General features: G+C 39.0%; 1 protein-coding gene. It reads right to left on the reverse strand.

Features of this window, described 5'->3' with window-relative positions; genetic code table 11:
• Positions 1-165 precede the first annotated feature (165 nt).
• Positions 166-590 (reverse strand): MBL fold metallo-hydrolase (locus tag K5Q92_RS23910; RefSeq protein WP_220771264.1); only part of this gene is annotated, 425 nt, incomplete at its 5' end.

The raw sequence follows: 590 nt of genomic DNA on the forward strand, positions 1-590 counted from the left end.
TACCCCCAAGTTTTTAGACATGAAAAAAGCTCGATATATTATAAATATATCGAGCCTTTAAGTTACTGTTTTTCAATATCGTTCAAAATCTTGATAATTACAGTATACGGTTTTATGAAGTGGTATATTTGCAAATGCTTATTTTGCAAGGTCTATTTGCTTGATTTATCCTACAATCGTAATGCAAAACCCATGACCGGAAGCAACGAACTTAGGTTCAATCTCACTCAAATCCGAGGATAGCTTTTGTCCGGATTCTTGATTGGGCAATGTATCTGCGCCGCTTGATTTTACCGCTGCGTCCCAACTGCTTTCGATAACTTGTCCGTGATTCTCACCCATGACGAACATGAGGTCGCTGCTAAAGAAAATACCACGTTTCTTTTCAAAAAATAAAAGTCCTTCCCACATATGCATTTCAGCTGGGTAACTGATAGCTTGAAATTCAAAATCATCTCCGGCAAATATTTCATTCGGCTTTTTAATAAGCACATTGTTAGTAATACCAAACCCCATCAGTTGTCTTGCTGTGGTTTCGGAACAAACCGCGACAGCTTCGGGATGTTCTTTGAGAACCAAAGCAAGTCCGC

It is taken from the genome of Shewanella sp. MBTL60-007 (assembly GCF_019654915.1).
GTDB lineage: Bacteria > Pseudomonadota > Gammaproteobacteria > Enterobacterales > Shewanellaceae > Shewanella.